General features: G+C 36.3%; 24 protein-coding genes. 12 read left to right on the top strand and 12 right to left on the bottom strand.

The annotated features are described in order from the left end of the window. Positions 1–3: 3 nt before the first annotated feature. From AC3WTA_RS13725 to AC3WTA_RS13710, 4 genes are all read right to left on the bottom strand, one after another. A complete protein-coding gene (locus tag AC3WTA_RS13725) occupies positions 4–684 on the bottom strand; it encodes a glycosyltransferase family protein (RefSeq protein ID WP_000651509.1) in 681 nt (226 codons plus the stop codon). Positions 685–696: 12 nt separating this feature from the next. Further along, the gene (locus AC3WTA_RS13720) at positions 697–1383 is read right to left on the bottom strand and encodes a glycosyltransferase family protein (RefSeq protein ID WP_000100683.1); all 687 of its coding nucleotides are present in this window, start codon (positions 1381–1383) and stop codon (positions 697–699) included. Beyond that, positions 1380–2069 (bottom strand): class I SAM-dependent methyltransferase, encoded by a 690-nt coding sequence (locus AC3WTA_RS13715; protein WP_001087871.1) that lies wholly within the window; start codon positions 2067–2069, stop codon positions 1380–1382. Before AC3WTA_RS13715 ends, AC3WTA_RS13720 begins: the two co-directional genes overlap by 4 nt. A 152-nt stretch (positions 2070–2221) precedes the next feature. Next, positions 2222–3322 (bottom strand): glycosyltransferase, encoded by a 1101-nt coding sequence (locus tag AC3WTA_RS13710; protein ID WP_000932898.1) that lies wholly within the window; start codon positions 3320–3322, stop codon positions 2222–2224. 165 nt (positions 3323–3487) lie between these two features. On the opposite strand from AC3WTA_RS13710, the gene AC3WTA_RS13705 reads away from it, so the two are divergent. The 7 genes from AC3WTA_RS13705 to AC3WTA_RS13675 all read left to right on the top strand — a co-directional run bounded on the left by AC3WTA_RS13705 (position 3488) and on the right by AC3WTA_RS13675 (position 10849). Continuing rightward, a complete protein-coding gene (locus AC3WTA_RS13705) occupies positions 3488–4375 on the top strand; it encodes a BclA C-terminal domain-containing protein (protein ID WP_492332909.1) in 888 nt (295 codons plus the stop codon). A gap of 122 nt (positions 4376–4497) precedes the next feature. Beyond that, entirely contained in the window at positions 4498–5343 is an 846-nt protein-coding gene (locus AC3WTA_RS13700) for a TylF/MycF family methyltransferase (RefSeq protein WP_000428853.1), read from the top strand. Between the two features lie 140 nt (positions 5344–5483). Further along, positions 5484–6242, top strand: a complete 759-nt coding sequence (locus AC3WTA_RS13695; protein ID WP_001004746.1) for a class I SAM-dependent methyltransferase — start codon at positions 5484–5486, stop codon at positions 6240–6242. Between the two features lie 6 nt (positions 6243–6248). After that, positions 6249–7184, top strand: a complete 936-nt coding sequence (locus tag AC3WTA_RS13690; protein ID WP_001059625.1) for a glycosyltransferase family 2 protein — start codon at positions 6249–6251, stop codon at positions 7182–7184. A gap of 146 nt (positions 7185–7330) precedes the next feature. Then, the gene (locus tag AC3WTA_RS13685; protein WP_000654714.1) at positions 7331–8491 is read left to right on the top strand and encodes an FtsW/RodA/SpoVE family cell cycle protein; all 1161 of its coding nucleotides are present in this window, start codon (positions 7331–7333) and stop codon (positions 8489–8491) included. A 74-nt stretch (positions 8492–8565) separates the two neighbouring features. Then, complete coding sequence (gene prpE / locus AC3WTA_RS13680; protein ID WP_000667004.1) at positions 8566–9306, top strand: bis(5'-nucleosyl)-tetraphosphatase PrpE; 741 nt, start codon at positions 8566–8568, stop codon at positions 9304–9306. A 154-nt stretch (positions 9307–9460) separates the two neighbouring features. Then, complete coding sequence (locus AC3WTA_RS13675) at positions 9461–10849, top strand: peptidase G2 autoproteolytic cleavage domain-containing protein (protein WP_000730491.1); 1389 nt, start codon at positions 9461–9463, stop codon at positions 10847–10849. Between the two features lie 48 nt (positions 10850–10897). Here the strand turns inward: AC3WTA_RS13675 and AC3WTA_RS13670 are convergent, their stop codons facing one another. The 4 genes from AC3WTA_RS13670 to AC3WTA_RS13655 are packed head-to-tail and all read right to left on the bottom strand — an operon-like array spanning position 10898 to position 13663. Next, positions 10898–11791: an RluA family pseudouridine synthase gene (locus tag AC3WTA_RS13670; RefSeq protein ID WP_001079117.1), complete on the bottom strand. Its 894-nt coding sequence runs from the start codon at positions 11789–11791 to the stop codon at positions 10898–10900. A gap of 15 nt (positions 11792–11806) precedes the next feature. Next, positions 11807–12604, bottom strand: coding sequence for an NAD kinase (locus AC3WTA_RS13665; protein ID WP_000673190.1), 798 nt, complete (start codon positions 12602–12604; stop codon positions 11807–11809). A gap of 18 nt (positions 12605–12622) precedes the next feature. Further along, positions 12623–13261 (bottom strand): GTP diphosphokinase, encoded by a 639-nt coding sequence (gene yjbM / locus AC3WTA_RS13660; RefSeq protein ID WP_001081480.1) that lies wholly within the window; start codon positions 13259–13261, stop codon positions 12623–12625. Positions 13262–13291: 30 nt separating this feature from the next. After that, complete coding sequence (locus tag AC3WTA_RS13655; protein WP_001180000.1) at positions 13292–13663, bottom strand: UPF0738 family protein; 372 nt, start codon at positions 13661–13663, stop codon at positions 13292–13294. 146 nt (positions 13664–13809) lie between these two features. Here AC3WTA_RS13655 and AC3WTA_RS13650 point away from each other — a divergent pair, with 146 nt between their 5' ends. From AC3WTA_RS13650 to AC3WTA_RS13635, 4 genes are all read left to right on the top strand, one after another. Further along, positions 13810–14388 carry a CYTH domain-containing protein gene (locus AC3WTA_RS13650; RefSeq protein ID WP_000191104.1) on the top strand — a complete coding sequence of 193 codons (579 nt, stop codon included), beginning with the start codon at positions 13810–13812 and terminating at the stop codon, positions 14386–14388. Between the two features lie 180 nt (positions 14389–14568). After that, positions 14569–14967 carry a globin domain-containing protein gene (locus AC3WTA_RS13645; protein ID WP_000043382.1) on the top strand — a complete coding sequence of 133 codons (399 nt, stop codon included), beginning with the start codon at positions 14569–14571 and terminating at the stop codon, positions 14965–14967. Continuing rightward, entirely contained in the window at positions 14967–15860 is an 894-nt protein-coding gene (locus tag AC3WTA_RS13640; protein ID WP_000360654.1) for a ClpXP adapter SpxH family protein, read from the top strand. Before AC3WTA_RS13645 ends, AC3WTA_RS13640 begins: the two co-directional genes overlap by 1 nt. A gap of 230 nt (positions 15861–16090) precedes the next feature. Further along, positions 16091–16264: a hypothetical protein gene (locus AC3WTA_RS13635; protein ID WP_002096793.1), complete on the top strand. Its 174-nt coding sequence runs from the start codon at positions 16091–16093 to the stop codon at positions 16262–16264. A 129-nt stretch (positions 16265–16393) separates the two neighbouring features. On the opposite strand, the gene pepF is transcribed toward AC3WTA_RS13635, so the two are convergent. The 4 genes from pepF to mecA form a co-directional block, all read right to left on the bottom strand. Then, positions 16394–18220, bottom strand: a complete 1827-nt coding sequence (gene pepF / locus AC3WTA_RS13630) for an oligoendopeptidase F (protein ID WP_000003387.1) — start codon at positions 18218–18220, stop codon at positions 16394–16396. A 50-nt stretch (positions 18221–18270) separates the two neighbouring features. Beyond that, positions 18271–19515 carry a competence protein CoiA gene (locus AC3WTA_RS13625; RefSeq protein WP_070168541.1) on the bottom strand — a complete coding sequence of 415 codons (1245 nt, stop codon included), beginning with the start codon at positions 19513–19515 and terminating at the stop codon, positions 18271–18273. A gap of 80 nt (positions 19516–19595) precedes the next feature. Next, complete coding sequence (locus tag AC3WTA_RS13620) at positions 19596–21140, bottom strand: cardiolipin synthase (protein WP_000799207.1); 1545 nt, start codon at positions 21138–21140, stop codon at positions 19596–19598. Positions 21141–21212: 72 nt separating this feature from the next. Then, the gene (mecA, locus tag AC3WTA_RS13615; protein ID WP_000350712.1) at positions 21213–21896 is read right to left on the bottom strand and encodes an adaptor protein MecA; all 684 of its coding nucleotides are present in this window, start codon (positions 21894–21896) and stop codon (positions 21213–21215) included. Positions 21897–22238: 342 nt separating this feature from the next. Here mecA and AC3WTA_RS13610 point away from each other — a divergent pair, with 342 nt between their 5' ends. Beyond that, the gene (locus tag AC3WTA_RS13610) at positions 22239–22913 is read left to right on the top strand and encodes a TerC family protein (RefSeq protein ID WP_000362605.1); all 675 of its coding nucleotides are present in this window, start codon (positions 22239–22241) and stop codon (positions 22911–22913) included. The last annotated feature ends 16 nt before the right edge of the window (positions 22914–22929 follow it).

Below are 22929 nucleotides of genomic sequence, written 5' to 3'. Positions count from 1 at the left end.
CCCTTATGATGGAGATAGTATATCTTTGTAATGTTCTACAAACACTTTCCGATACTTCTCATATGTATCCGCATCAAACTCATCCCCGTTGTAATGAATACACCATAAATTTGCTTGATTAGGGATACCAATTAAATAACCCGCCTTTTGAAACTCTAAAGACTGCGACACATCATAAAAGTGGAATCCTTGAAACAAGTCTTCTCGCCATGGAATATCATATTGTGTGGCCATTAATAATCCATCAATTGCCTGAACTGACATAAATGATTGATTCTTATAAAACAGCTGATCCAAATTTAATAATTGATAATTCTGTCTTCTGTACTCAATCACTTTCCCTACCAAATTTTTTCCTTCCCACCATATCCCGTTGCTCGGTAAAAATTGAGCACCAGCTACGCCAATTAAACCAAGTTTTTCATTATCTTTAAAAAGAGAAATGAGTGTATAAAACATCTCTCGATTAATAAGATAAGTATCTTGATGTATATAAACCTTATACTTCGCGGGATATGAAAGTGCTCGGTTATATGCACTTGCCATACTTTTCGCATCTCGTATCGGAAAAATTTGTACGACATAACCAGGGGGAACAAAAAGGTTTTGTATTTGTCTCTCGCATTGTTCAAATAGCTCTTCATTATTTATACAAACAACGACTAATATTGTATGATCCTTCATCTTGTAGCCCCTCTATTCGTCTTGATTTACATCTGACATATAGTGCTCTACAAATATCTTTCTGTACTTTTCATAGTTGGTCATATTCACATCAATATGATAATGAATGCACCACGCATCACGCTGTACAGGAACCCCAACTGTATAGCCAGCTTTTCTAAATTCAAATGATTGAGATACATCATAAAAATCAAACCCATCAAACAAGTCTTCCCGCCACGGAATATCGTATTGCGTTGCCATTAATAATCCATCAATACATTCTACAGGCATAAATGTTTTTGACTCATGGTACGGCTTTTCTTGACTTGCCATATAATATAAATCATTCATATAACCAATTACTTTCCCAACAACTCCTCTGCCTACATTCCATGTTCCATTTGGAGGAACATATTGGGCTCCAACCATACCGATCATTCCAAGATGCTCATGTTCCTGAAACAATTGAAGTAATCCATATAAAAATCCTACATTTACAATGAAAACATCTTGATGTATATACACTTTATATTTTGCTGGATGCGAAATTGCTTGATTATATCCGCTCGTCATACTTTTCGCATTCCGAATCGGCATAAACTGTATCGTATATCCTGGAGGAACTGGCAATTGTAATATATGTCGCGCACATTGTGCATACATTTTTCGATCATTTATACACGTAACAAATAATATTGTTTTATCTGCCGTACTCATAATTGTGATTTTTCTGCTTCAATAATATATTGAAATACAACCGTCTCAGCCATGAAGCCACTTCCAAGACGATATTTTTTACAAATTCCATATAATTCCTCAATAAGCGGTTCATACATTTTATGATCAACATATACACGATCTACTTTACTAATTGAATAGCCTGCTTTTAAAAACATTCGTAGCATTTCATTAAATGTAAAGAAACGAATATGTGTTTTATCTAATAAACCATATTCTGTATACGTCCAATTTCCAGCGAGTAGGGGCGCTAATACTGAAATGTGAGAAACGTTCGGGATACTAGCCAAAATTACACCATTTTGCTTTATATATGGTTTTACTTTTTCTATTACAGCCCACGGATCAAATAAATGCTCTAGTACGTCACCAAATATAACGCAATCAAATTGCTCCTCCTCATACGGCATATCCATTGTTTCTATATCACCTAAAACAACATGATCTAGTTTTTCTTTTGCTTGTTCTGCCGCCTCTTGGAATGCCTCAATTCCTGATACACGTGTGCCATTTTCTTTTATGGCAGCTCCCAATGCACCACTCGAGCAACCGATATCAAGAACTTCTTTCCATTCCTTTTTTATATGCTTTAATAAATTCGGATTCACTGCATTATAATAATGCCCGGACTTTTCTTCGTATAAAGAATTTTTTGGGGAATTCATTTTACACACTCCTTATGCAAATTGAATTTGAAATATAAATCTCATCTAAAGTCTATAGATATAACCAGTACTGGTTACATTGCCGATACTTTACTATATAGCCAATCTATTAGAGTTAGAATCGTGCTACATCATTTCTAGAAAAACGCAACCTATAACGATTTATATTGTTTATCAAAAACACTCCGAAAATATTTGCGGTTATATTCAATTGCAGCATTATTTGGAACATAAGAAGCTGCTAATTCATTGTAATAATAAGCTTTATCTTGCTCGCCTAACTTGCTATAACAAATACACATTTGTAAATAGGGAATCCATGTGTAGCTAGCTGGACTGTGAAAAGGACTCTCTGTTGCCATTGTCACTTCTGTTGCAAGTTTAAACCAAAAAATTGCTTCATTGTATTTTTGTTGATCCATATATATATATCCTATTCTTGTACAATTCTCTCCTCTAGGGACATCATACCGAAATGACTTTACACAAGATTCAACTGCCTTCTCCCACATTCCAAGCTTTGCATAGCAATCTCCTAATTTACCACATGCATAAATTTTCTCTTCATACCAACCTTCATCTTGATTAAGAAATGTTTTATAAAGTAAAACTGCATCATCATATTTTTGATTATCCATAGATTCATTCGCGTAATAAAACAAATCTCTCGGACTCAATTCTTCTCCAGCTGCTACAGCATCCTGAAAAATTTTCAAATTGCGGTTCGTTACTTTCTTTTCTTTTTTATGCGTAACCGCAACATTACTATTAAAAATCTCACCAAAAATAGCTAAATACTCATGCACCTTTCCAAACCATTGAAATTCTTTTTCACGCTTTACAAGCCGATATCTTTTTGTACAATATAAAGGTTTCCCATTAGAATCCATTACAAGATGATAAGGCATCGAAACAGCATCCACATTAGAATCTAATTCTTTTTTTAATAGCTTCAATGCCTCTTGAGCATCTTCTAATAACACATCATCAGCATCTAGCCATAATATATATTCTTGCGTTGCTTTTGAAAAAGAAAAATTTCTAGCTGCCGCAAAATCATTAATCCATGGAAAGTCATATATGTTAGAGGTATATTGAGCTACAATTTCTTTCGTTCGATCAATGGAACCTGTATCAACTATAATAATTTCATCAACGATTTTTTCTACTGCGTCTAAACATCGACCGATTGTATCTTCCTCATCTCGAACAATCATACATAAACTAATTGTAATTCCTTGCTTGTTCAACATAATCACCCTCTTCCAAATCAATCATATGTTATACATACAATAAACTTTCCACTTTTTTAACTTGCACAAGCAGTTTAAGATTTCTTTTCAATAATTCAAATGTCCGTGTCATTTTCTTCCGGTTTTGCATCTACTATATAATGAACGCTTTATGGAGGTGAATTTATGTCAAATAATAATTATTCAGATGGATTAAATCCCGATGAATCTTTATCAGCTAGTGCATTTGACCCTAATCTTGTAGGACCAACATTACCACCAATACCACCGTTTACCCTTCCTACCGGGCCGACTGGACCGACTGGACCAACTGGGCCGACTGGGCCAACTGTACCAACTGGACCTTCTGGACCGACTGGACCAACTGGACCAACTGGACCAACTGGGCCGACTGGACCGACTGGACCGACTGGACCGACTGGGCTAACTGGACCGACTGGGCTAACTGGACCGACTGGACCGACTGGGCCGACTGGACCGACTGGGCCGACTGGACCGACTGGACCGACTGGACCGACTGGACCGACTGGACCAACTGGGCCGACTGGGCCGACTGGGCCAACTGGTGCTACTGGTGCTACTGGACCGACTGGCGCTACCGGACCGACTGGACCAACTGGACCAACTGGACCAACTGGGCCATCTGGATTAGGACTGCCAGCAGGATTATATGCCTTTAACTCAGCTACAGTTTCTTTAGCTCTTGGAATTAATGATCCAGTACCATTTAATACCGTTGGATCTCAGTTTGGTACAGCAATTTCTCAAATGGATGCCGATACTTTCGTAATTAGTGAAACTGGTTTCTATAAAATTACTGTTATTGCTTATACAGCGGCAGTAAGTTTATTAGGAAGTCTTGGAATTCAAGTTAATGGAGTTAATGTACCAGGTGCGGGCACAAGCTTGATTTCACTTGGAGCTCCTATCGTTATCCAAGCCATTACACAAATTACTACAACACCATCACTCGTTGAAGCAATTGTTACAGGAATTGGATTATCACTAGCTCTTGGTACAAGTGCATCAATTATTATTGAAAAAATCGCTTAATTTTGTACTTAGCAGTAAAACTGATATCAGTTTTACTGCTTTTTCATTATTAAATTCAATCATTAAATCTTTCTTTTCTACATAGTCATAATGTTGTATGACATTCCGCAGGAGGCACTTATATGGAAAATAAATCAGCTGTCCAGCTTTATCTCGAGTTATTAAAGAAAACAATTTTATTTGAAATATGGTTAGAATACGAACCATACTTACCTGCTTCGTTACATATATCTAAAGAGCTATCATATGAACCAGTTACAGTTCCACTTCCTTTATTTCTTAAGCAATACGTAGAAAATCACAATTTAAAAATCGTTGATCCTAACGTTTCAAAAAATGCGCGTCAAGGTGGCAAGGATTGGCCAAGAGCAGCACACAGTATGGTTGGCCGAAAACGTATGAATCAATTACATGAGGCTATGGAAACTGTTGTAAGGGAAAATATAGAAGGTGATTTTATTGAAACTGGTGTATGGCGCGGAGGATCATGCATTTTTATGAATGGTTTTTTACAAGCAAACAACATTACGGATCGTACTGTGTGGGTTGCCGATTCGTTTGAAGGTCTGCCAGCACCTAACTTAGAACAATATCCGAAAGATTATGGTGATTATTTGCACACATTCGATTACTTACGAGTTTCTTTAGAAACAGTGCAAGAAAACTTTAGAAAATACGATTTATTAAATGATCAGGTGAAATTTTTAAAGGGTTGGTTTAAAGATACATTGCCTTCAGCACCGGTAGAAAAAATTGCAATTGCTCGCCTTGATGGTGATATGTACGAATCAACGATGGATAGTCTTGTAAACTTATACGATAAAGTTTCAACAGGTGGCTATATTATTATTGATGATTACGGATTGGTAACATGTGCAGAGGCTGTAATTGATTTCAGAAAGGAAAGAAACTTACAAGCTCCTATTACTAAAATTGATGATTTCGGTATTTATTGGCGAAAAGAATAGAATATAACTTTATTTTTTGAGGGGTCCTATTACACTACTTATTCATAAAAACTAATTGTGTAAAGTTCCCCTCACTATAAATGATTAACTTATATATACAATAGAAATCCCCTACTTTACTACAAGGACGGAGTGAATGTATGAACGAAAACGAGAAAAAAATCACATTAATTCCACCACCAGAACTCGTTCAATATGTAGGTGGTAATTTTGAAGAAGTTGGAAAAGAGTTTATGCAGTATTTTATTGAAATTGGCAATTTAAAATCAAATGAAACAGTGTTAGATGTAGGCTGCGGCATTGGCCGAATGGCGGTTCCATTAATGAACTATTTAAGCGATGAAGGTACTTATTATGGATTTGACTTATTCAATGCGGGGATTACATGGTGCAAAAATAACATTTCTACACGCCGTAACAATTTCCATTTTGAACATGTCGATATATATAATCAATTCTACAATCCCGATGGAAAAGAAGATGCTTCCCAATACAAGTTTCCATATGAAGATGAATCATTCGATTTTATTTTTTTAACGTCTGTATTTACCCATCTCCTTCCGAAAGAATTAGAACATTACGTATGCGAGATCGCACGAGTTCTGAAAAAAGATGGGAGATGTTTTATTACTTTCTTTTTAATTAACCCTGAATCATCCTATTATTTAAATGCAGGACTAAGTACGTTAGGTTTTTATCATCAAATTGACAATTGTTATGTTCTAAATAAAGATATCCCTAATTTCGCAGTTGCCTATCCTGAGGACGATATTCGTACCCTATTAAATAAATATGGGTTAGAAATACCGTCCCCTCCTCACTATGGTTCATGGTGTAGCAGAACTGAACACACAAGTTATCAAGATATTATTCTTACACAAAAAACTTCTGAAAGGTAGTTGTATATGAATAATATAAAAAATCCGCCTCTCGTTTCCATCCTTATTCCCACCTATAATCGACCACATTATTTTAAAATTGCTTTAGAAAGTGCATTAGCGCAAACGTATTCAAATATTGAAATTATTATAGGGGACGATAGTACAAATAATGAAACAGAAAAATTAATATACAGACATTATTTACATAAGCATAAACATATAACATACATTCGAAATGCCTCTACTCTAGGACAATTTAATAACGCCCTTATGCTCTTAGAACAGTCAAATGGAGAGTACATAAATTTCTTAATGGACGATGATACATTTTATAATAATAAAATCGAAAAAATGATGTTTTATTTTCAACAAGACCTCAATAAAAATCTCGCACTTATCACATCCTATCGCGCTTGGATTGATGATAATGGAGATATAATTGAACAACATCCCTCCATGAAAAAATTATATGATGAAGATACTCTACTAAATGGGAAAGATTTTGGAAACCGTATGCTTATGTCAGGACAAAATATTATCGGTGAGCCTACAATCGTACTCTTTAGAAAAAGCCTATTAACGGAACCTTTCGGCACTTTACATGGCAGAAAATATGGTTGTAGTGTTGATATGGCCTCTTGGCTAAGTTTACTTTCAAAAGGTGATGCGATGTATATAACTGAGCCCTTAAGTTCATTCCGTCTTCATACTGGACAGCAAGTACGTCACAAATTCCTTGAGGGCTGTGAAGATTTTTCTCAGCTCGTTTTAGCTTCGAAAAAGTATGGTTTCTTACAAGACACTAAATATTATAAAAAAGGTTTGATAAGAGCTTACGGATGGTATAAAAATGCGGTCAAATTTTACGATCTATTTCCAAACCTCATTCCAGATAAAAATACACATGCACGACTTTCTTATTGTTTAAATATCATTACAAAAGAGCTCCGTGCAATATAGTCCATCACAAGGGAGGAGCTATTCCTTCCTCGTGATGTATGACTTCCCACAAATAGTGGAATAAATGTATGCATAGTCTGCTTGTATATTATTTTTATCATGACATGATCCATATACTTACTAGGCGATAGAAAGGAATACATACATTGAAAGATCCAAATTCTCAATATCAAATAGACTACGTATTACTATTCATCTTATTTGCCATTGGGACTGTTAGTTGCTTTGCAATTGCAAGTGCACAAGCCTCTTTACCACCATTTTTGCAAAGCGTAAATTTTGTATTAAAGCAAATCCAATGGTACTTCATTGGATTTATAGCCATTGGTATGATTATGATTATTGATTTCGATCGTTATCAAAAAATTGCTTGGTATTTATATAGCTTTGCATTGGTACTACTAATTGGACTAGAACTTCAAGTACCAGGTGCCGTTACAATAAAAGGTGCGACCGCTTGGTACAGGCTTCCAGGCTTCGGAAATTTCCAGCCTTCTGAAATTATGAAATTGTTTTTAATTATCGTCACCGGACGAATTATAGCAAATCACAATGAGAAACATTTTTTCCGAACAATACACGGCGATTTTTTATTACTCGGAAAAATATGTGCAACAAGTTTGCCACCCCTACTACTTATTGCAAAGGAACCTGATTTAGGAAACACAATGGTAATTTCAGCTATGCTCGCAGCAATGATACTAGTTTCTGGTATACGTTGGCGGTTTATTTTCGGATTAGTTTCCGGTATTTTTGCAGCTGGCGTTACATTAACGTATATTTTTTTTACTCATACAAAATTCTTTAAAGCACACATTTTACAAGAATATCAACTAAATCGCTTCTACGGCTGGTTAGCGCCATACAAATATGATGCGCAAGGCTATCAATTAAGACAAGCTTTCTTAGCTACTGGATCAGGGGAAATGCAAGGAAAAGGTTGGGAAAATGGACAAGTATACTTTCCAGAACCACATACAGATTTTATTTTCACCAATGTCGCTGAGCAATTCGGCTTTTTAGGCGCAAGTGTCATTATTTCACTTTTTTTCCTACTTATTTTCCGCATGATTCATATCGCTTTAGAAAGTAATGACCCTTTCGGTAGTTACATCTGTGCTGGTACAATCGGAATGTTTACTTTTCAAGTATTTCAAAATATCGGGATGACCATCGGATTACTACCTATTACAGGAATTACATTACCCCTTATGAGCTACGGAGGAAGTTCCTTACTCACATACATGATAGCGATTGGATTCGTTTTAAACGTTCGCTCAAGAACGAAAATCTTTATGTTTAAATGACGAACAAAAACAGTATATTTTTATCTCTATCCTTTTTTAGATATACTAATGAAAAATATGGTGGAGGTTTAAATATGAAATTTGACATTATAGGGGATATTCATGGATGCTTTCAAGAGTTTCAAGATTTAACGACGAAACTCGGATACAACTGGAATAGTGACCTGCCGTTTCACCCTGACCAACGTAAGCTTGCATTTGTTGGTGATATTACAGATCGCGGCCCTCATTCATTACGTATGATTGAAATTGTATGGGAACTTGTCATAAATAAAAAAGTAGCTTATTACGCTCCGGGAAATCACTGTAATAAACTATACCGTTTTTTCCTTGGGCGTAATGTGACAATCGCTCATGGACTCGAAACAACTGTTGCCGAATATGAAGCACTGCCTTCTCATAAACAAAACATTATAAAAGAAAAATTTATCACCCTTTACGAGCACTCTCCTTTTTATCACGTACTCGATGAGAAAAGGTTAATTGTATGTCACGCTGGAATTCGGCAAGATTACATAGGAAGACAAGATAAAAAAGTACAAACCTTTGTATTATATGGCGATATTACAGGAGAAAAACATGCTGACGGCTCTCCTGTCCGTCGCGACTGGGCACAAGAATATAAAGGAAAAGCTTGGATTGTATATGGACATACACCCGTTAAAGAACCTCGCTTCGTAAATCATACAGTCAATATTGACACTGGCGCTGTATTTGGTGGCAAACTAACCGGACTACGTTATCCTGAGATGGAGACCGTTTCCGTCCCTTCCTCCCTGTCTTTTGTCCCTGAGAAATTTCGCCCAATTTCATAACGATCCTTATTTAGATATCATTCACAAATTACGAGGATTACCGTATCATTTAGGCGGCTCTCCTATAAAAACTAGGTAAAGTAATTAAAAAAAGATGCAATAAAGTGCATCTTTTTTTAATTACACGGCATATACTGTCGCAGGAGGTGACAGAATGAAGAAAAAATCTTCTAAACAAAAAAGAAAATGCCCGCCTTTTTATCTGCCCATGTACGGAATTAACAACTGGTGCAGCATTCGAGCTGCAGCTTTAGAAGAACCGGACGGACAAGGGGCTTCCCCCAAAAACAAAGCTAAACCAAAATATGTCTCTTTAGAAAATGCTGTAATGAGCCGCATAATCGATAATAGAAAAACAAAGATGCAGCAAAAAAATAAACCTCTTTCTACTCACACTGAACAGATTGTGCCTTCTGAGCAAACAGAGAAAAATACAGAAGAAGACATCCCTGTAGCAATAAATAAAAAAGCAGAATCAGAAATTCCAGCTGCTATTATAAATCAAGTGAAAAAAATAAGAGAAGCATTAGCACCATCCAATGATATACAAACAGAAAAAACGATCATAATTCAAACTCCTACACCTGAAAATACAAAAGTAAAAAAAGGGGGACGTTATGCACATGCAGAGGGGCTTCACTCTAATGCAGAGGGTACAGCTTCACATGCAGAAGGACTTCTTACACACGCAAAAGCTTCTTTCTCTCATGCGGAAGGATCAAAAACGAAAGCAACTGGACATAGTTCCCATAGTGAAGGAAGTGAAACGACAGCAGGTGGCTCTTATTCTCATGCGGAAGGTAAACATACAATCGCTTTAGGCGAAGCAGCACATGCAGAAGGAACCGCGACTATCGCTAACGGATTCTCTTCTCATGCGGAAGGTAATCATACATCAACAGCTCATTTTGCAGGTAGCCATATTATGGGGCGCTTCGGCACAGCAGAAGAATCTTATTCTTGGTTTATTGCAAACGGCACAAATGAAACCGATCATAATATCGGTGCAAAGTGGCTTGCTCATAATGGGGAAATGTATATTGATGGCGCTTCTTACAATGCAAGTGGAACTGATTTTGCACAAATGTTTGAAACAACAGACAATAATTTTATTGATGTAGGTTATTTCGTTACATTTAGTAGCGAAGAAAAAATTCGGATCGCTACTTCAAACGATTCATTCATTTTAGGAATATCTAGTGCAACCCCTGCCCTTATAGGAAATAGCGGTGCTTTAAGTTGGCAAAAACGCTATAAAACAGATAACTTTGGAAAACGCCAATATGTGCGTACGGAATCGCAAGACATACAACCTCTTTTAAATACAGGATGGGATCCGACTTGCAAATATATAGCAAGAAAAGATCGTACCGAGTGGCTTCCTGTCGGATTAATTGGACAAATGTTAGTACGTGATGACGGCACTTGCGAAACGCATGGATATTGTCGTCCAAATAACGATGGCATTGCTACAAAATCCGAAAGTGGCTTTTTCGTTATAAAGCGCACGGGTGAAAATCAAATTTTAATATTATTCCGCTAAGAAAAAAGGGAACAAAATTCTTCGTTACATAAGAATTTTGTTCCCTTTTTAAGTATGCCTTAATACCTCTTCCATATCGCTTGGAATCGTTGTAGTGAAAGACATTTCCTTCTCTAAAATAGGATGATAAAAAGTCAAAGATGTACTATGAAGTGCTTGACGTTTTATCACATCTCTTCGTCCTCCATATAAATCATCACCAAGTAACGGGTGGCCTATATGAGCCATATGTACACGAATTTGATGCGTTCTTCCGGTCTCAAGCTCAAGTGATACATGCGTCTTGTGATTGGCGCTATCCATCACTCTAAAATGAGTAACTGCTCTTTGCCCATTTTCACAAACGGTTCGCTCAATAATGCTATCCGATTTTCGTCCAATCGGTGCATCAATCGTTCCTTCTCGTTCTATCATCTCACCGTGAACAATTGCTTCATATGTTCTTTTCACAGCTTTTTGTTGATGCTGTTTCGATAAAAGATGATGCACGAAACGATTTTTTGCAATAAGCATAAGCCCTGAAGTATCACGATCTAATCTTGTTACGATGTGCACCGTACTTGCAAGATGCTGCTTATCATAATGAGATAAGAGCGCATTCGCAACACTCCCTGCCGGATGTTCTCTAGACGGAATCGTTGACATGTTCGCCTCTTTGTTTATGACAAGAACCGCATCATCTTCATATACAATACATAAAGGGATATCTTCTTTAATCATCCCTTCACTTCTTTCTTCCACTGGAAAAAAGACACGTAATTCTTCACCAGCTTGCAACTGATGACGAACACTCGCATGTTGATTATTTACTTCAATAGCTCCGCCGCGAAATTTTATATCCGTTAAGGCGGCTTTAGAAATCCCTTTTGTTTTTAAAAATTCTCTAACTAAAGTTCCCTCTTCGGCCGATTCAATATCCCATTTCAATGTAAATCTGTTCAAATATATAAACCCTTTCTATTTATCTGCAACAAACGAGTCACGAACTCGTTTCCAGAACGGGAACGGACGGAAACGAACAAATCGTACTTTCTCGTTTGCAACGCGATACTGGATTGATTTCACATCTTGATGAACCATCGTTAAATGGTCCACCGTAATTTGTAAGTTCATTCCTGCAGCCGGCTTCAACACACATGTATGATGCTTCGGCAATACGAGTGGCGAGCCTACAGTACGAAACACGCGGTTATTAATAGATGCCATTTCTGCAATTTGAATCGCTTCAATAGAAGGGTGAATAATCGCTCCGCCAAGCGCCTTATTATACGCAGTACTTCCCGAAGGAGTAGAAATACAAAGGCCATCTCCGCGGAATGTTTCAAAGTACTCTCCGCGTATTTCTACTTCTGTTACTAATGTACCTTCTGCACTTTTTACAGTTGCTTCATTCATCGCCAAATACTGTGATTCTTTACTCCCATTCACATAGCGAATAATCACTTCTAAAAGCGGATATTCCACCACTTGGAATGGTGTTTTAGCAATTGCAATTACTAATTTCTCTACTTCTGTCGGTAACCAATCTGCATAGAAACCTAAATGCCCTGTATGTACACCAACAAATGCTGTTTCATCCAATCGATTATAATAACGATGAAACGCATATAAAAGCGTTCCATCTCCCCCAACAGAAATTACAATATCGGGTTCCTTTTCATCCATTATAAATCCAAAATCTAGCAAGTATTCTTTCATCGTGCTTGCCAGTGTATCTGATGATTGATCTCCCTTTGACATAATTGTAAATTTCATCGCCCAACACCCTTTAGTTTATGATTCGGAATCTTTCGTTTCTTGTTTTCTTGAAAAAGCTTTCTGCGCTTCTTGAATCTCAAGACGAATAGAAGACATTTCTTCATCTAATAAAAACGCCGCTTCCGCTGCGCGTTGCAAGCGTATTTTAATATCTTCAGGAAAACGTCCACTATATTTATAATTTAAAGAATGCTCAATTGTTGCCCAAAAATTCATTGCTAACGTGCGTATTTGGATTTCTACCAATACTTTTTTTTCTCCCTGAATCGTTTGAACGGGGTAACTAATGACAACGTGATAAGAGCGATAGCCGCTATCTTTCTTTTGCGTGACATAATCACGTTCTTCCACGATTTCAAAGTCATTTCGTTTTCGAAGATATTCTACAACAGGCTTAATCTCATCAACAAATTGACACATCATTCGAAGGCCCGCGATGTCTTGCATATCTTCTCTCAGCCGATCTAGCGGTACATTTCTCTTCTCCGCTTTATCAATAATACTAGCAACCGACTTTACCCTTCCTGTTACAAACTCAATTGGAGAATGCTCTGTTAACATTGCAAATTGAGTACGCATTCCTTTTAGTTTCACTTTCAGCTCTGCCACCGCTTGATGGTAAGGTGCTAAAAATTCTTCCCAATTTCGATTCATTTCAACCACCACCAAAATCAATCCATTTGCTTATAGAAATACTTTTTCTACAGCAGTTACTAGTTCTTCTCCGTAATTTGCATTACCTTCAATATTTTCAACTAAATATTCTACTTCTTCTTTTAAATTTTCTAATTCCATTTCAACGTCATTCACACGAACGAACATTACTATATCGTTATTCATCGCTTCATGCATTGCTTCCCAGCATGTGTGCGGAATACTTACATAAATGAAAGATGATTCGTTTTCTAAAATATATAAAAATGATAAATTGTCTGAGTCTACAAGTACGTGATTACGCGCACTTAACTCCTTTACCTCTATTTCACTATTTTCCGCACAAAAAATAAGCGCATTCTCTCTCTTTTCTACGCTCTTAACTTGAATTTTATTTTGCATGCTCTAACTCCTCCATCTCAACTTCCTGTCTTACTTAACAGTATTATTGTATCATAACATGGACGCAAACAAATAAAACATTGAACCAAATTTATGAAAAAGCGATAATGTGTAAAGAATTATTTTTTAAAAGGAGCGCGCATACAATGACACAAGAAATTGAAATTGAATTTAAAAATATTGTTACAGAAGAAGAATTCGATACATTATGTAAATCATTCTCTATTGAAGTATTTACGAAACAGGTGAATCACTACTTTGAAACACCGGGCTTCTCGTTAAAAGAAGCTGGCTCTGCACTTCGTATTCGTCATAAAGGAGAAACTTATACATTAACATTGAAACAACCTGCAGAAGTCGGCTTGTTAGAAACGCATCAAGTCGTAACAGAAGCCGAAGCAAGAATGATGATGGAAACAAACGTAATCATTTCAGGGGCTGTAATGGATCAACTACACAAATTACAAATTCCTGTTTCCACTTTAACTTATATGGGTAGTTTAACAACTGAAAGAGCCGAAACACTATTTGAAGGCGGAACGCTTGTCTTTGATCATAGTTTCTATTACAATCACGATGATTATGAAATTGAATTTGAAGTGCAAGATGAAGAAACAGGAAAAGCTGCATTTATTCATTTATTAAAACAGCACGACATACCAATCCGTCATACAAATAATAAAGTAAAACGCTTTTTCCTTGCCAAACAAAACAAAGCACGCTAAAGTGAAAATTCCACTAGTGAATACGTTCTACTAGTGGATATATCTCACTTTTTAAAAGGAAAAGATTCTTTTACATTTGAAAAATAAGCAAAGAACGTTATGAAGGCTGTTTATTTGCCCTCTAGAACATTCCATTGCTACAATAGATATACATTTCATGGAAAAAGGAGTTTATAAAGGATGAGCAAGCAACCGATGACACCATTTGAAGCAATTGGCGGTGAACAATGCATTGCAATATTAGTAGACACGTTTTATTCCTATGTCAGTAAACACCCTGACCTCTCTCCCATCTTCCCGGATGATTTAACAGAAACCGCTAGGAAGCAGAAACAATTTTTAACGCAATATTTAGGTGGTCCTAATTTGTACACTGAAGAACATGGTCATCCTATGTTAAGAGCACGCCACCTTCCGTTTGAGATTACTCCAAAACGAGCAGAGGCTTGGCTATCATGTATGGAGCAAGCAATGGATGACACAGGAGTGCACGGTCATATAAGAGAGTTCGTTTTTGAACGTTTAGCGTTAACTGCTCAGCATATGGTTAATACTCCAAACGAAACAGGTGAAGTGTAATGGATAAGCAGGAAGCAAAGCATATAAATATGCCATCTCCTTCCGCATGTGAGCATAAGTCTGTAGAAGCATATTTATTTATTGATCCACTTTGTAAAGATTGCTGGGAAATTGAGCCCTTTATTATTAAACTATGGCTTGAATACGGGAAATACTTCTCTATTCGTCATATCGTAACTGGAAAAGTGGACGGAACGAACGCTTCCTCACACAAATGGAATAAACCTGCTAATATTCGATTTGTGTGGGAAAAGACAACAAGTTTACAAGGTTTTTCATGTGATGGAAAGGTACATATGCAAGAAGCATCGTCAACACCATATTTAGTTTCGATGGCAATTAAGGCAGCGGAGTTACAGGGCCGAAAAGCAGGTTCGAAGTTTTTGCGAAAACTCCAAGAATACATTTTCCTTGAAAATGTATCCAACCCTGACTGTGAATTATTACTTGCATGTGCAAGAGATAGCGATATTGATGTAGAAGAATTTAAAAAAGACCTACATTCCGCTAGCGCAAAAAAAGCTTTCCAATGTGACTTGAAATTTACAAATGAGATGCATATTACAGAAATACCTTCTCTCGTATTCTTTCATGCGAATTCAGATGAAGAAGGTATTAAAATCGCTGGAACTTATTCCTACGACGTATACGTACAATTATTGAAGGAACTTGTAAAATGTGAAATTGAGCCAGAACCATTACCACCTTTAGAAGTGTTACTAGAAGCAACGCAATTTATATCTTCAAAAGAAGTAGCATTTATATATGACTGCTCACAGCAAGAGATCGAGCGTGAACTGAAAAAATTACAACTGAAACGAAAAGTACAAATGATTGACGTAAAATGTGAGCGTTATTGGAAATGGATAGCAAAAGAAAAAGACCTGGTGTAAAACACCAGGTCTTCTTCTTTACGGCTTATAAAAATATTAAAGGGGATGGGAGAAATTTTCACGTTCAAACAAAGGGGTATATGTTTGTATGTGAATTCGTTCACGCTTATTATATTACAAGATTCGACGTCAGATGACAACCCCTTTTGTCGAATTTCACACTTTTGTCACATTCTAAACGTTTTCATTTCTGAATAAGCTATAAAAAAGCTATTTTGGAGGTGTTCTGTATGAAAAAAACGTATATTTTACTTATCTTACTAGCTGTCATCGTTTCTTTTTTCTTGTACATCCTCTCTCTACTACAAGCTTTTCCTAAAATTATTGCCTTCCCTCTTTTATTTGTAGTCATTGTCATCGCTCTCTCTTATTTCAACCATAAAAAACGATTTAAAGGGTTTTAACTACAAAAATCACCTGTAAAAATGCCTTCTAATTTAGAAAAAAGAAAGAAATTCACCTTATTTTTTCGACAAATATCGACAAAAATATTTAAAACAAAAAAAGACGAGGTAAATTCCTCGTCTTTACAATTACTTCTCTTCAAATAATAATGCTTCTAATTCATTTAATTTCTCTTCAAATACTTGTAGCGCTTCTTTTACCGGTTCTGGAGATGCCATATCTACTCCAGCTTTTTTCAGCACTTCAATTGGATAATCTGAGCTTCCTGCTTTTAAGAACTCATTAATGTAACGTTCTACTGCTGGTTGCCCCTCTTCTAAAATTTGTTTAGATAAAGCCGTTGCTGCACTAAATCCTGTTGCGTATTGGTATACGTAATAGTTGTAGTAGAAGTGCGGAATACGAGACCACTCTAAACCAATTTCTTCATCGATTACTAAAGCATCACCGAAATATTTCTTATTTAAATCATAGTAGATCTCCGTTAACATGTCTGGCGTAACCGCATGTCCTTCTTGTACTTTCTTATGAATAATATGCTCAAACTCTGCGAACATCGTTTGACGGAATACAGTACCACGGAATCCTTCTAAATAATGATTTAATAAGTATAGACGCTCTTTCTTATCTTCTGTCGTTTTTAATAAATAATCGTTTAGAAGTGCTTCATTACAAGTTGATGCTACTTCCGCAACGAAGATTGAATAATCACCGTATACGTGCGGCTGCGTCTTTCTTGTATAGTAACTATGCACGGAATGACCGAACTCATGAGCAAGTGTATATAAATTATTTACATTATCATGCCAGTTCATTAAAATATACGGATTTGTTCCATATGCACCAGATGAATATGCTCCGCTTCGCTTTCCTTTATTCTCATACACATCTACCCAGCGATTTTCATATGCTTCTTTTAAAATGTCAACATACTCATCACCAAGTACGTTTAAAGACTTTAATAACATGTCTTGTGCTTCTTCATACTTCACGTTCATTTTCACTTCTGGTACAAGTGGTGTATATAAATCATACATATGAAGCTCATCAAGTCCTAGTGCACGCTTACGAATATCAATGTAACGATGTAGCAAGTGTAAATTATCATTTACAGATTCAACAAGTTGATCATACACCGCTTCAGGAATATTATTATTACTTAATGCAGCTTGACGTGCAGAATCGTATTTACGAACACGCGCATTGAAATTATTACGTTTCACAGCTCCGCTTAACGTGCTTGCAAATGTGTTCTTATATTTCCCGTACGTTTCATATACAGCTTTGAATGCATCTTCACGCACACGACGATCATCACTTTCTAAAAACTGAATGTAACGACCATGTGTAATTTCCACTTCTTCTCCATCCTCACCTTTAATAGATGGGAATTTCAAATCCGCATTATTCAACATACCAAATGTATTACTTGACGCACTCATTACTTCAGATGCTTCTGCTAATAGAGCCTCTTCCGCTTCAGATAATACGTGCGGGCGTTGACGCGTAATTTCTTCTAATGCATGTTCATATACACTTAAGTCTCTATTTTCTTTCAAGAATGTTTGCAGTGTATCTTCTGAAATCGATAAAATTTCAGGCACAATATATGCTGTGCTACTAGATACTTGTGAATATAAATTTGTTGCGCGGTCATTTAACGCTTGATACACAGAGTTTGTTGTATCTTGATCGTAACGCATATGTGCATATGTATATAGCTTACCTAATCGCATTGAAATTTCGTCTTCATATTGCAATGCTTCAAGTAAATTGTTCGCAGAGTCACCAAGTTTCCCTTTAAATTCAGTTAACTTCGGTAATAGCTCTTTAATAGCTTGGAATTCTTTTTCCCATTCTGCATCTGTTTGGAAAATATCTTCTAATCGCCACGTACTTGATTCTTCAATTTCTTTGCGATCTGGTAATGTTTTTGCTGTGTTTTGTTCAGACATCCTTTAAGCCCTCCTTTAAATATCTCTACTTACATACAATTCGATTTTTCTTATGTAATTCCTTCACGATCAGTCTTTATTATATCCCCTTTTCCTTCTCTCATGTTGTACTTTGCCTCAAATAAAGATAAGGCATACGCTAAGCAAATTTCATCATATTTCATAACTTCCTCCTCTGTTTTTAACATAACTACCTCTCTTTTTTTCCGGTACTTATAAGTCCCTACTTTCTGCAATACACCTGTATAACATAAAAATGTCATATATTCAGCAACTGCTACTTTCCATATATGCCGTGAAAAGTACGGGAGCATGCGCCTTTTCACATACATTTTCACATAACTACATACATATTGAAGGGAAATACAATCCCCTACCGCAAGCTCACCTATACACTTTATATATAGAAAAGCTTGCCATATAAATGGATTTGTTTGAAAAGCAAATGAGGACGGGAGTGGCACACCGATTTCAGAAGGAAAATTTGCTGGGGTACATTTACATTGATATAAGAGGCGTAATAGTGACTTATGATTGTAATTCCAAATCGGCAGAGCATTTTGCCGAAAATAGCTCTTTCGCTTTTTCCATTCCTCACCTAATGTTTCTTTTCGGAAAGAGACGGGAGAAAAGAGCATTTCAAAAGTAGTCGTTTCAGTTGGTAAATAGATAATATGTGAGAAAGAGACGCTTGTAGAAAATGAAGTGAGAAACGCGCATTTCATAAATGATTTTTGTTTCGAACAGAAGAAAATAAGAAATGGCTGAGGATAAGATTGTAAGGAGAAAGCCATAAGTGAGGAGAATTTCATCCAATATGCTGATTGCCTTTTCAATTGATTTCCACCAATGATCCAAATGACCTGTATACCAGCTCGCCAATACGAATAGGTTCGTTTGTACAGCTGCTCTATAGAGAGATTAGCGCATTGGTATTCAATCGCAATTGTTCTCCCTGCTCTCTCTATGAAAATATCTGGTCGTTGCTGAATTTCTGGAAGATAGTGCTCTATATACACAGGAAAGTTTTGACGTTTGAACCACCTATATAACAATTCTTTACCGTGCATATGATACATAGATTCTGCTTCATAAAAGGCAAGACACGCGTCCATTTTCTTATGAGCAAAATGCCAACTTTTTTGTTTCCCTAATTTCATTTGCACTTCCTTCCCGCAAGCTATGCAAAAGAAGCTTTCCATTTTACGCATACGATGTAAAAGCTCTTCATCATGATGATAGAGTAGATGAATTTTTTCTCCGTTTTCTCTTTTGGCGATAAACATCGGAATCACACCCTTTCAGCTCCTTATATTCTACAATTTATTACAAATTCCTTTTAAAAAAGAGATGTCCCAATTTCGGACATCTCTTTTTATAATAAAGGTGATAATAATCGATACGTCGATTCAACAATTCGTCTATGAAGACGCCTTTTATGAAAACGATCGACATGAATTTCACTTGATTCTTCTATATCCTCTTTATAATCTTGAACAAGTTTTCGAATGCTGTCTGTATCATATAAAAAGGCATTTACTTCAAAGTTCAAATGAAAACTTCTCATATCCATATTAGCAGTCCCAATTGAAGCTAAATCAGAATCGACAATGACAACTTTACTATGGAGAAAGCCTTTTTCGTATTCATATATCTTTACCCCTGCATCTAAAAGCTCTGGAAAGTACGATCTCGATGCGTAAAAGACGGTGCGCTTATCAGGCTTACTCGGCATTAACAAACGAACATCAATACCAGCAAGTGCCGCTACCTTTAATGCGGATAAAATATCATCATCCGGAATGAAATACGGCGTCGCAATCCAAATGGATTTCCGCGCAGAAGCAATCATGGCAAAGTATAAATGTTTAATTGTTTCCCATTTATTATCTGGTCCACCTGCAACGAGCTGTACGCCTCCCCAATGATCACCCTCAACTGCTTTCGCTTGTAAATATTCAGGGGCCAGCACAGCCTCACCAGTCATATAAAACCAATCTTGAAGGAAAATAAGTTGCAAGCTTTGAACAGCTTCACCACGCAAATATAAATGCGTGTCTCGCCAAAAACCGAAATATTTATCCTTTCCTAAATATTCATCACCAATATTTAATCCACCGACAAACCCTTCGTTTCCATCAATAATAACGATTTTCCGGTGGTTTCGATAATTAATCTTATCGTTTAAAATCGGAAAGCGCACAGGGAAAAACGGAATCATTTCTACTCCTGCATCATTCAATTCTTCAATATATGAATTCGATAATCTAAAACTTCCAACCGCATCATATAAAAAACGAACGACAACACCTTCTTTTGATTTCTGTATTAAAATATCTTTAATTTCTGTTCCAAGCTTATCATCACGCACAATGTAATATTCCATATGAATGTGGTGTTTCGCTCGTTTTAATCCATCTAAAATGGCCTGAAACGTTTCATCTCCATTTGTTAATGTTCTCGTTTCAGTTTGAAATGAAATATTTAAAGCGCCTAAGCGGTCCGCTAAACGAAATAACAGCTCTTGATGCTTATGATTGCGCAAAATCCGTTCTTCGTAATCTTCATGCCCCTTATACTGTAAAAATGCTTGTTCATCGAGCAACGCCTTCTTTTGGAACATTCTCTTCCTCCGAAAGTTCTGTCCAAATAATAAATAAGCGAAGAATCCAAATACCGGAAAAATACCTAACACAATGAGCCATGTAAGTGTTTTAGACGGATGACGGTTCTCTAAGAAAATAACGCAGCCAATTAAAAATGCAGATACCGTAAATAAAATACTAATAATACCTAAAATCGAAACATCTTTTATCCCAATTACATCCGAATAAAATGCTACATCAATAAACATACGTAACGAAACAAATAATGCGAACAATAGTAGAACAAAGAAAATCAACTTTAATGTATTTTTCATCTCTTACCTCCTTACTAAGAAAGCTTTCCTATTCTTCATATAAAAAGCCGATTTCATACTACAGAAATCGGCCTACGTTTTAGCAGGAAAATTATTGCGAATTGTTTCAAGCGCACGCTCTTTCACAATTTGTTTCCCATACTCACTTACACGATGAATTGTTAAAGTTGATTCTTCTCCGTATTCTAAAACAATACTTAAAATACGATCAATTTCTTCTTCATCATGTAGCACTTCATCGAATTCCACATATACATAATAGCGGTTCTCAAATGAATACAGCTCATCTTTTATATCTTCAAAGATAAGACGGTGGCTTAATGAAATTACATCTTCAAAATCATTAAACTTAATTAAAAAGCCAAACGTACCATCTTCGTTAAAGTTTGTTCCTGCTTGTTCTTCTACCTCTTCCACTAATTCTTGCTGGAATAATGATTCAATGCCTTCATCTAGAGGAATGTCTATAATTTTATCTACACCTATTGGTAGTTCTAGCTTTTGTCCATCCTTTGAAAGCTCTGCTTTCGTTACAAGTACTTCAATCCCTTTATCGACTGCTTGCACTTGAATCCATAACGGTCCATCAATAAAGAAATCATCATGATCACGAGCTTCGTCCATCATCTCCCAAAAGAGCTCTTCACTTCGTTCGCGGTCATACCAAATTTCTTCACGATTAAACCCTCTATCCTCTATATCAATGTACGTAATAAAAAATTTCATCGTATGGTCATTAATTCTTTCAATATCCAAAATACAACTCTCCCTTCCTGCTTAGAATTGTTATGAAGGGATTCCCCACTCATATGACAAATCAATAGATTCTTGTACTCTCATTTTATGATAAGATTCTCCAGAATGGAAATAAAATCGATTTATTTTACAAAAATAGTTATATGCCTATCTTCATTCGACCACCTACACAAATATATCATTATAGCGATTTCTCACTTATGAAAAATTTGGACATACATTTCCACCCTCCCCCGTACACTGTAATAAAGTGAAACTTTTATTAGAGAAGATTATTTAGTCTCTCTCTTCACCACATACATACAGTTCGCTTATTAAAACATCATAAATGGAGGCAGACGAATGGACTTAGAGTTTTTAACATCTGTACTAATGATTGTCGGTATCGATGTTGTATTAGGTGGTGACAACGCAATCGTCATCGCACTAGCTAGCCGAAATTTACCTGAATCGAAACGAAATAAAGCCATTTTGATTGGTACTCTTTTAGCAATCGTACTAAGAATTATCCTTACTATACTAGCTGTCTATTTACTCGACATTCCATTTCTACAACTTATCGGGGGCGTTTTACTTACATTAATTGCAGTAAATTTACTAACTGATAATAGCAACGATCTTTCTGCTATTCAGGGGAAAACAACTTTATTTCAAGCTGTGCGTACAATTGTATTCGCGGATCTCGTTATGGGGTTTGACAACGTTATTGCCATTGCAGGTGCAGCTCACGGAAGATTTTTACTCGTAATAATCGGCTTACTCATTTCTATCCCGATTATTATTTGGGGTAGCAAACTTATTTTAATACTTATGGAACGCTTTCCATTCCTCATTTATTGCGGAGCAGCGATTCTCGCCTATACAGCAGGAAAAATGGTTACACATGAAGACAGGCTTGCAACGTTCTTTCATAATAATCCAAATTTCACCACAAGCATGCCTTTCTTATTCATTTTCACTGTTCTATGCATCGGTATTATCGTGCAACAAGTTCGATTACGAAACGTGAAACATTAAAAAAAACCTTCTACTA

It is taken from the genome of Bacillus sp. EB106-07-01-XG149 (genome assembly GCF_058791555.1).
This window is presented reverse-complemented; position numbering and strand designations above follow the sequence as displayed.